Origin of the sequence: Clostridium sp. YIM B02506 (genome assembly GCF_022324845.1) — a bacterium.
Taxonomy (GTDB): Bacteria; Bacillota; Clostridia; order Clostridiales; family Clostridiaceae; genus Clostridium_T; species Clostridium_T intestinale.
Window position 1 is genome coordinate 1 of sequence record NZ_JAKGTG010000057.1, and the last position, 10,077, is coordinate 10,077.

Annotated in this window: 9 protein-coding genes; 7 read left to right on the forward strand and 2 right to left on the reverse strand. The window is 29.2% G+C overall.

The features are described 5' to 3' along the window. The first annotated feature begins 327 nt into the window (after positions 1 to 327). Genes L1S49_RS22805 through L1S49_RS22815 form a run of 3 tightly spaced genes read left to right on the forward strand, consistent with a single transcriptional unit; the run spans position 328 to position 5,524 of the window. Positions 328 to 642, forward strand: a complete 315-nt coding sequence (locus tag L1S49_RS22805) for a nucleotide pyrophosphohydrolase (protein WP_238907622.1) — start codon at positions 328 to 330, stop codon at positions 640 to 642. A 16-nt stretch (positions 643 to 658) separates the two neighbouring features. Continuing rightward, a complete protein-coding gene (locus tag L1S49_RS22810) occupies positions 659 to 2,590 on the forward strand; it encodes a DUF2075 domain-containing protein (RefSeq protein ID WP_021802283.1) in 1,932 nt (643 codons plus the stop codon). Positions 2,591 to 2,635: 45 nt separating this feature from the next. After that, positions 2,636 to 5,524 (forward strand): DEAD/DEAH box helicase, encoded by a 2,889-nt coding sequence (locus tag L1S49_RS22815; RefSeq protein WP_238907623.1) that lies wholly within the window; start codon positions 2,636 to 2,638, stop codon positions 5,522 to 5,524. 54 nt (positions 5,525 to 5,578) lie between these two features. Here L1S49_RS22815 and L1S49_RS22820 read toward each other — a convergent pair whose 3' ends face one another. Together L1S49_RS22820 and L1S49_RS22825 are read right to left on the reverse strand one after the other, a co-directional pair. Continuing rightward, complete coding sequence (locus L1S49_RS22820; protein ID WP_238907624.1) at positions 5,579 to 5,974, reverse strand: (deoxy)nucleoside triphosphate pyrophosphohydrolase; 396 nt, start codon at positions 5,972 to 5,974, stop codon at positions 5,579 to 5,581. A gap of 180 nt (positions 5,975 to 6,154) precedes the next feature. Continuing rightward, complete coding sequence (locus L1S49_RS22825; RefSeq protein WP_238907630.1) at positions 6,155 to 6,322, reverse strand: hypothetical protein; 168 nt, start codon at positions 6,320 to 6,322, stop codon at positions 6,155 to 6,157. Positions 6,323 to 6,762: 440 nt separating this feature from the next. Between L1S49_RS22825 and L1S49_RS22830 the strand changes: the two genes are divergently transcribed. The 4 genes from L1S49_RS22830 (at position 6,763) to L1S49_RS22845 (ending at position 9,975) form a co-directional block, all read left to right on the forward strand. Then, a complete protein-coding gene (locus L1S49_RS22830) occupies positions 6,763 to 7,074 on the forward strand; it encodes a nucleoside triphosphate pyrophosphohydrolase (RefSeq protein WP_238907625.1) in 312 nt (103 codons plus the stop codon). After that, positions 7,067 to 8,215, forward strand: coding sequence for an HNH endonuclease domain-containing protein (locus L1S49_RS22835; protein ID WP_238907626.1), 1,149 nt, complete (start codon positions 7,067 to 7,069; stop codon positions 8,213 to 8,215). The genes L1S49_RS22830 and L1S49_RS22835 overlap by 8 nt, the downstream gene beginning before the upstream one ends. Positions 8,216 to 8,540: 325 nt before the next feature. Next, complete coding sequence (locus L1S49_RS22840; RefSeq protein WP_238907627.1) at positions 8,541 to 9,419, forward strand: nucleotidyltransferase; 879 nt, start codon at positions 8,541 to 8,543, stop codon at positions 9,417 to 9,419. After that, entirely contained in the window at positions 9,397 to 9,975 is a 579-nt protein-coding gene (locus L1S49_RS22845) for an SLATT domain-containing protein (protein ID WP_238907629.1), read from the forward strand. The genes L1S49_RS22840 and L1S49_RS22845 overlap by 23 nt, the downstream gene beginning before the upstream one ends. The last annotated feature ends 102 nt before the right edge of the window (positions 9,976 to 10,077 follow it).

Below are 10,077 nucleotides of genomic sequence, written 5' to 3' on the forward strand. Positions count from 1 at the left end.
ATAAAAAAAAGCAGGGCATGTATTTCTACATACTCTACTCTTTGAGTGTATCATCTTAACTTAATGACATTGTTGTTGGGATGGGGCACTTTTTTTTTGCACCTTAATCCTGTAGAAGGATCAAAGGTTCTTCATTAGAGTCATTTTAGAATTAATTCACACAAAAGGATTATTGATATCAGCTAAAGATATTGATAATCCTTTTTGATTTTATAGTGGTATGAAACTGTTGAAGTTTGTAGGATTTCGTTGAACTCATTGTAAATAATGTTATATAATAGCAACATAAGGCAATGAAGCATATCAAGTTGGGAGGACAAATCTGTTATGAAGGATTTAATAAATAGAATAAGAAATTTTAGAGATGATAGGGATTGGTCGCAATTTCATACTCCTGAGAATTTAGCTAAAGCAGTAAGCATTGAAGCTTCTGAACTTTTAGAAAATTTTCTTTGGGATAATAAATTTGACAAAGAAAAGGTATGTGACGAATTAGCAGATGTACTAGTTTATTGTATACATATGGCTGACTCTTTAAATGTTGATATTGAAGAGATAATAGAACATAAAATGAATAAAAATGAAAAGAAATATCCTATAGAAAAATCAAAAGGGAATAGTAAGAAATATACTGAATTTTAATTTAGGGGATGAGTAAGTGATAGTATATGAAGCAACTAAGGCAGAATTTATGAGACATGTAGATAATGATACTATTAGTTTAGTTATAGAAAAGGTTTATAGAGAAAAAATAGGCAGAATTAAAGAGAGTGAGAAGAATGCTTGGAAAAATTCAATGCTTTATATGTACAAAGCTTTGAATGTGCCAGAGATACCGGAAGATTGTTCTGTAGCAATTGAATATAGAATTCCGGCAACATCAATGAGAATAGATTTTATAATAGCAGGATTTGATGATGATAATAAAGGGAATGTAATAATTGTAGAATTGAAGCAATGGGATAGATTAAATGCTATAGAGGATGAAGATGGTTTAGTGGAAACTTATATAAATAAAGGTATAAGAAATGTAACACACCCATCTTATCAAGCGTGGACTTATGCATGCGCAATAGAAGACTATAATGAAGCTATAGAAAAAGATAAGATAGCTTTGCATCCTTGTGCATATCTACATAATTATATTAAGAGGAAGGATGATCCTTTAACAAACAGCGTGTATGAGGATTATTTAGATAAAGCTCCAGTTTATGCTCAAGGAGAAGTAAATAAACTTAGAGAATTTATACAAAGGTATATCTCTAAGGGAGATCAGAAAAGAATATTGTATAGTATAGAAGGTGGACGAATAAGACCATCAAAATCACTACAAGACGCTTTGGTATTAATGCTAGATGGAAATGAAGAATTTAAATTAATAGATGATCAGAAAATTGTTTTTGAGGCAATAAAAAAGTCAGTTGTGAAGAAGCTTTTCTTAAATCAAAAACAAGTTTTTATAATTGAGGGTGGTCCTGGTACAGGAAAGTCTGTTCTAGCAGTTAATCTTTTAGTTAAACTGAATAAGGCTGGTTATGTAACTCAATATGTATCTAAAAATTCGGCTCCAAGATCTGTATATTCCACAAAACTTAAAGGAAAATACAAGCAGAAATACATAGGAAGTTTATTTAAAGGATCAGGGTCTTATTATGAGTCACAGAACAATGAGATAGATGTATTACTGGTTGATGAAGCTCATAGATTAAATGAAAAATCAGGACTTTTCAAAAATAAAGGAGAAAATCAGATAAAGGAGATAATTAAAGCTTCAAAGGTAGCAGTATTTTTTATTGATGAAGAGCAAAGAGTTACGCTGAGTGATATAGGCTCAGTTGATGAAATTAGGAGATTTGCAGATTTAGAAAACGCTAAGGTTATAACAAAAAAGCTTACTTCTCAGTTTAGATGTAATGGTTCTGATGGATACTTAAATTGGTTAAATGATGTTTTAGAAATAAATGATACAGCAAATTTTGATGGTTTCAATTTTGATTATGATATTAAAGTTGTTGAAAATCCAAATGAACTTAAAGAAATTATTGAGGAAAAAAATAAGACTAATAACAAGTCTAGGCTTTTAGCAGGTTATTGTTGGGAGTGGGTAACCAAGGGGAATAACAATAAAGGGCTATACGATATAGTAATTCCGGAGTGGGATTTTAAAATGAAGTGGAATTTAAATTCACAAGAACCTTGGGCTATTGGAAAAGATTCAGTTAATGAGGTAGGATGCATTCATACTTGTCAAGGATTAGAATTTGATTATGTTGGCGTAATTATAGGAAATGACATGAGATATGAGAATGGAAAAATAATTACAGACTTTGCAGCAAGAGCAAAAACAGATAAAAGTTTAAGTGGAATAAAGAAACTTTATAAGGAAAATAGAAATGAAGCACTAGAAAGATCAGAAGAAATAATTAAAAATACGTATAAGGTATTAATGACAAGAGGCATGAAGGGTTGTTATATATTTTGTGAGGATAAGGAATTGCAGAAGTATTTAAGTTATAGATTAGAAGTAATGAAAAACAATATTACTTTTAAAGAGATTGACGAAGGGTATGTAATGAGTCTTATTCAATAACTATAATGAATTATTTATGAGGGAAATGGAGAAAAAAACTGATATATGATTGATAATAATATTATTAAAGAAAAGGAAATTGATTTAAATAGTATTAATAATAAAGAGATTGAAGAAACTCAATATTTAGTTAGTAATAAGCTAATAGTCAATTCTGAAAGTGGGAATCTATTAAATGAGCTAAAGAGATGTTTAAATGAATGCGAAAGATTTTATTTTAGTGTCGCTTTTGTTAATTTCAGTGGACTTCAGTTACTGTTAGATACATTTAAAGAGCTTGAGGATAGAGGGGTTCAGGGAAGTATTTTAACATCAACCTATCTAAATTTCACAGAGCCAAAAGCACTTGAAAGAATTACGAAGTTTTCAAATATAGATCTAAAGATTTTTGTAGCTACTAAAGAACTTGGATTTCATACTAAGGCCTATATATTTGAGAATAAAGATGAATACAAAATAATTATTGGTTCGTCCAATATAACGCAAAGAGCACTAAAAAGTAATATAGAGTGGAATGTTAGAGTGATTTCAAAAAAGGAAGATAGTTTCGTTAAAGAGGTTATAAGTGAATACTTAGGACTATGGTCAAACACTTCAGAAGTAACAGAGGAATTTTTAGAAAGTTATAGAAATTTTATAAAGACTCTAAAAAAGACAGAAAAAAGAGAAGTAGCAGAATTTAGCCATTACGAATTAGTCAAACCTAACTATATGCAGAAAAAAGCATTAGAGAACTTAAATAGATTGAGATTGTCTGGGGAAAGTAAAGCTATAGCAATAGCTTCAACTGGTACAGGAAAAACCTATATGTCAGCTTTTGATGCTATTAATTTTAATCCTAGAAAGTTATTATTTATAGCACATAGAGAAGAAATATTAAGATCAGCAGAAAAAACTTTTAAAAGATTAGCAAAAAATAAAAATATCACTACAGGACTAATAACTGGTGGAAGAAAAGACTATAATGCAAAATACATATTTTCAACTAATCAATCTATGAAAAATTGTTTAGAAGAATTTAGTGAAGAGGAATTTGATTATATTGTAATAGATGAAGCACACCATTCAGCTAGTCCAACATATCAAAAAATTTTGAATTATTTTAAACCTAAGTTTTTATTAGGTATGACTGCAACTCCAGAGAGAGGAGACACAGAGGATATATTCGATATTTATGATAATAATATAGCTCTTGAGATTAGGTTAAGAGAAGCCTTAGAACATGAGCTTATAATACCATTTCATTACTTTGGAATTACAGATATTGAGGAAATAGACTTAAGTGATTTGAAAAGTGAAGATGTTTCGGAAATATCAAAAAGGCTTCAAATAAATAAAAGAGTGGACTTTATAATAGATAAGATGAATTTTTATGGACATGATGGTTTAAAAAGAAAAGCATTGGGGTTTTGCGTGGATATAGAACATGCAAAATATATGCACCTTGAATTCCTAAAGAGAGGAATAAATAGTATTGCACTATCTGGAGAAGATTCACAAGAAAAAAGACAAGAAGCTATAAGGAGACTTGAAAGTGATGAAGATGAATTAGAAGTAATCTTCACAGTAGATATTTTTAATGAAGGGGTAGACATACCATCTATAAATACAGTATTTATGCTAAGACCTACCAATTCACCAATTATCTTTATTCAACAGCTAGGAAGAGGTCTTAGAAAACACGAGGATAAAACATTTTTAACTGTATTAGACTTTATAGGGAATCATAATAAAGCATTTCTTATAGCGTTAGCATTGAATGGATCAAGATATTACGATAAAGACAGTTTAAAGGTATCAGTAGCAACAGAGTTTGCGAACATTCCAGGCTGTACAAATATACAAATGGATAGGATTTCTCAGGAAAGAATATTAAAACAATTAAGTAGTGAAAATTTTAATGCTATGAAGTACTTAAAAGAAGAATATAATGAATTTAAAAATTTGAATAAAAGAAAAGTTCCTTATAAAATGATGGATTATGAGAAGTATGATGGAGCACCTAACCCATTAAAATTCTTAAGTAAGGAAAAAACATATTTAAGTTTTGTAGCTAAAATGGAGAAAGATGAGGAGTTAAATAAGTTATTAGAAAACCAAGTGTTTTTTAAGATGCTTAAAGAATTTACAGATAAATTGCCTATAAAAAGAATATATGAGTTCGCAATAATTAAATATTTACTTAAGCATGAACAAATAGCTTTTCATGAAGCTAAAACAGAGATACTAAAATACTTAAACCATGTAAATGATGAAGATGTTCAGCATGCATTAAGATGTTTAAATCAAGATTTCTATGATTCAGGACAGCTTAAAAATTATATACGCTCTTTTGAATATAAAGATGGTGTGTTGAGTGCAACTTGGGATTTTAAAAAGATAGTTCATGACAAAAAATACAGAACATATATTGAGGATGTTATTAATTACGGAATAACAATCTATGAAAAAAACTTTGGAAGTAGTTATTATGGAAGTCCATTTTTCAAGTTGTATGAACAATATCAAATGGCTGAAACTGCAGTACTATCCAATTATACAAAAATACATAGTTCTTTTAGAGGAAGTGGTCTCTTAGTAAATGGTAATGAATATTTCCTATTTATAGATTTGCATAAAGAAGGGGATATAAAAGAAAGTATAAATTATAAGGATAAGTTTATAGATAGAAATTACTTTCAATGGCAAACACCAAATAGTACAGCACAAACCTCAGAGAGAGGAAAAAACATAATTTTTAATAAAGAAAGAGGAATTAATCTACACATATTTGTTAGAAAATATAAAGAGATAGATGGAGTAACTGAACCATATATTTATATAGGCAAAGGCAATGTAGTAGAATTTGAAGGAGAGAAACCTATAACGGTAAAGTTAAAACTACAAAATTTAATGCCAGTAGATATATACACGGAGTTTATAAAAAAGGTATAGAAATAAAGAAATGAGCTGTTTAAGAGTAAAAAATAACTTTTAAACAGCCTATTTTTATTTTTCTTCAATTAGTTCTTCTACGGCTGGGATATCAGCAGGAGCCCACTTTAATGAATTAAGATTTTCCCTCTTAAGCCATATAAGTTTAGAATGCTCACTAGCAGTAGGAGTACCAGAAACTAATATACACTTAACAGTAACAAGATTTACAATGAAAGCATCATATTCATGAGTATTATCATTAAATATATCAATAAATCTAACAGAGCAGCCTAATTCCTCCATAATTTCTCTCTCGATTGCTTCTTTATAGCTTTCTCCAGCCTCTAACTTTCCACCAGGAAACTCCCATAGGTTCGGAAGGGACATATCTGGAGAACGAAGAGCACAAAGAATTTCACTATTTTCATTCTCAATAATTGCGCCAACAACTTTTACTAATTTTTTCATGTGATTCACCTCTAATAATATTGTAAAGCGAATAAAAGAAAAATTAAATGTTTATTTTTTATAAAAATTTGATATAATATAAATAAGAAATACTTAGTGCGCTAACACTAAGTATCCTTAGAACATTTATTTTGTTTTAGGGCTATTGGATTTAACTAAATGTATTTAGAAGAAAAAGTGCTAATCTTTGTGGGATGGGGCACTTTTTTCTTTGCCTTTAACTTCTATATCAAGACCAAGAAATTTAATCTTAATTTTTAAATGATGTATAAAAATGTTATGTTTTAGAATTAATCTAATTACATAAATAATTGATATACACTTTATAAAAGTATCAAACATATCCAATACCACCCCCTAGCTATAGTGAAATAGTTCACCAATAACCCAGGAGGAGAAAACGTTCAAAACCCCCGTAGCCATCCACTACGGATTAAGAAATTTACCTAATAAGTGTACCATAATTTGCTAAGTTGACATAGGGGTAAATTGTGGTAATTAGTTTTCTTACTAAAATAATTTTCAGTTTAGATCATTAACTATATGGTAAAAAATGAAATAGAAGATTACACCAAAGGATTATTGATATCAGGTAAAGATATCAATAATCCTTTTTGATTTTATAATGATATGAAAGAGTTGAATTTTGTAGGATTTCGTTGAATTAGATGTAAATAATGTTATATAATAGCAACATAAGGAAGTGAATGGAACAAGCTTAAATTTGGATATTATTAGAAGAGAATTGTAGTCATATGGGTGAGAGTGTGTGAAATATTGGAGGATATATGAAAACATATAACAAGTTAGTTAGAGATAAAATACCAGAGGTAATAAAAAAGTCAGGAAGTAATTGTGATTATATAGTTGCAGACAAAGAAGAGAGATTAGATTTACTTATAAAAAAGCTTGATGAAGAAGTTTTAGAGTTTAAAGAAGATAAAAACATTGAAGAACTTGCTGATGTTATGGAAGTTTTATTTGGACTAGCTAATAATTTAGGATTTACTGAAGAAGAGCTTTTAAAGAAGAGGGAAGACAAGAAAGGGGAAAGAGGAGGATTTAATGAGGGTATAGTTCTCCAAAAAACTTATGAATAATATAACAGATGTATCTATTGGAGGAATTAATATTAAGGAGATAGTTCCTAAGAGTAGTAAAGTAGATTTTAGAATATTTTCGAATCTGCTGGATGAGAAGTCAGCTAGTTATAAAATGTATTGGCTACTTGGAATATTAGATGAAGTTAGTGAAGGAAATACTGAAATTGAATTTAATAGACTAATCTCTAGAATGATTACTTATGCTTGGTACCCAATTATAAAATATAAATTAAATTTTGGTTATTCTGATAATTTAAAGAGGATAGTTAATTATATAGCGCTAAAATATAATATTTCAGATAATTGTGATGAGAAGAAATTATTAGATTTCATTTATACATCTGAGGATTCAGTGCTTAAGAAAATGATGTATGAAATAACATTAAACGTTCCATATAGATTATTAGCTCCTTTTTTCAGTGAAGAAGTAAAGGGACAAAAAGGTAACTTCAAAAATAATAACGTAGCTAAGTTATCTTTGGAGAGTAGTACATGCCTTTATAAAATTGTTAAAAAGACCAAAAACAAAATAACTATAAATGATGGATGGGAGGATTACTTAAAAGAAAACTATGGAGTAATAAAATATTGGATATATTTTAAGTTAATAGAATTTCTACAAAAAAGAAACCCTAATGTTCCTGCGATAGCCTTTAAACTAGAAGCTCCTAGAAGTAGAAATCTAAAAAAAGCCACAAAGCTTTGGAATCAAGTAATTGTAGCTAAGGGTATAAATGATATTTATACAAAAAAGGAATTTACGAGTGGAAACTATAAGATTTATGGAGTGCTGAGCATAGATCATTTTATTCCTTGGAGTTTTGTGCTACATGATGAGATGTGGAACTTAGTGCCTACCTTTAAAAATATCAACAGTAAGAAAAGTGATAAACTTCTTACACTTAAGGACTATATAGAAGACTTTTGTGATATTCAGTATAAAGCCTTCTCATATCTTTGTGAAAGTAAAATGGACAAGGATTTGGAAAGTTATGTTGAAGGATTAAGGATAAATGAACCGTATAATTTGGTTCAATATAATGGTAAAGAAGAGTTTGATAGAAAGTTAAGAGAATGTATAAGTCCTCTACATCAAATTGCAAGTAATCAGGGGTTTGAGGTGGGGGAGAAAGCTTGAAAATGAAATTATCGTATAGATTTTATCTAATAAAACACATATAGAGATTACTATGTTGGTACAACGAATAGAACTTAAAGCGCCTTTATTTTAGTCAGCTTTTTAATTGATTTATTTCATAGGTAATGGTGATAAGAGCAGAAACAAAGGCAGCAAAGCCTATAACAATGCTTTTGTGGTAGTTGATATAGAGTGAAGTGATACAAGTAAATAATTGTAGTTTTACAGGAATATTTCTGAAAAAGCCAACATTATTGGTAAATTGACATACTGTATAGTATTGGATAAAATGGTTATATATAATTAAATTTGGAGGGGGGATAGTATGTCAGTAAGTGATTATTTTTCAACATTTTGTTCTAATTTAAGAATGAGTTCTTATACAGTATCTACAATTCAAGCAAGGTATCATCAAATTACTAAGAGAATTAATCTTGATTATAGAAATAGCTCATCTGAAACAGCGTATAGTTTATATGTTGGTTCTTATGGTAGAGGTACTGAAATATTTACAAGTGATATTGATATGATTGTTCAATTACCTTATGAAACATATGCTCAATTTAATGGATATAGAGGTAATGGGCAATCAGCTCTTTTACAAGAAGTAAAAGGTGTTTTACAAAAAACATATAGTACATCTTATGTTAAAGGTGATGGACAGGTTATAGGAATAAACTTTACTGATGGAATAAATTTTGAAATCGTTCCAGCATTTATCAATAAAGATGATAGCTATACTTATCCTGATACTAATAATGGTGGAGTTTGGAAAACTACAGACCCAAGAAAAGAAATATCTGCAATGAATACTAGGAATAGTGATACCAATAAAAATTTAAAACGTCTTTGTAGAATGGCTAGGGCTTGGAAAGTTAAATGTAATGTCTCCATGAGTGGTATTTTAATAGATACATTGGCTTATAAATTTATTACAGAATGGCAATATAAAGATAAGTCATTTTTATACTATGACTATATGAGTAGAGATTTTTTTGAATATCTTAAAAACATTGATACATCTAAAAACTATTGGTTGGCACCGGGAAGTAACCGTTATGTTTGGAAATTGGGAAATTTTCAATCAAAGGCCAAAATAGCATATGATAATGCTGTAGCTGCCATATCTTATGAAAATAATAAAAAATCGTATTCTGCGAAGCAAAAATGGAGAGATATATATGGAACGAAATTCCCCGAATAGTCAAGGTTATAAATTGGAGTCTCAAATAAGAGAAGCATATGGCAGAGTTACATATACACAAACGTGTCATGACAAAATTATCAGTAGGGTGCTAAAAACTAATGATAAGATAAAGTTGTGGCAAATTAGTTTATCGGCAGTTACAACAAGTGGATTTATTGTTGCTATTTTTTCAAAAGATAAAATAGCAAGTATCGTAGGAGCAATAGTCTCCCTTATACTACTAATATTAAATTCATATGTAAAAAATTTTAACTTAATAGAAACTGCCCAAGAACATAAAGTAGCATCAGATGAGTTATGGAAAATTAGAGAAGAATATGTTTCTTTATTAACTGACTTTGAAATTTTAGAAGTAGAATCTATAATGAAAAAGAGAGATGAACTACAAGAAAGGACTGCAAAAGTATACTCTAATTCTCCAAGAACAGATGGAAAAAGTTATGCAGAAGCTCAAAAGTCCTTGAAAAATGATGAAGAGCAAACTTTTTCTGAACATGAAATTGATATTATGTTACCAAATTCTATAAGGAGATGTATTAGGAAATTAAAATAAAAGTCATTAAATGAAATGAGTACTCTAAAAAGCAATGTCATTAAGTTAGTCATTGAACATATTTGATAATTTATGCAGAGGATATCTACCGGAATATAAGAT

Excerpts from the sequence above, each read along its gene's own strand:
- L1S49_RS22805 (WP_238907622.1), top strand. The coding sequence starts at position 328 with ATGAAGGATTTAATAAATAGAATAAGAAATTTTAGAGATGATAGGGAT.
- L1S49_RS22815 (WP_238907623.1), top strand. The coding sequence starts at position 2,636 with ATGATTGATAATAATATTATTAAAGAAAAGGAAATTGATTTAAATAGT.
- L1S49_RS22820 (WP_238907624.1), bottom strand. The coding sequence starts at position 5,974 with ATGAAAAAATTAGTAAAAGTTGTTGGCGCAATTATTGAGAATGAAAAT.
- L1S49_RS22830 (WP_238907625.1), top strand. The coding sequence starts at position 6,763 with ATGAAAACATATAACAAGTTAGTTAGAGATAAAATACCAGAGGTAATA.
- L1S49_RS22835 (WP_238907626.1), top strand. The coding sequence starts at position 7,067 with ATGAATAATATAACAGATGTATCTATTGGAGGAATTAATATTAAGGAG.
- L1S49_RS22840 (WP_238907627.1), top strand. The coding sequence starts at position 8,541 with ATGTCAGTAAGTGATTATTTTTCAACATTTTGTTCTAATTTAAGAATG.
- L1S49_RS22845 (WP_238907629.1), top strand. The coding sequence starts at position 9,397 with ATGGAACGAAATTCCCCGAATAGTCAAGGTTATAAATTGGAGTCTCAA.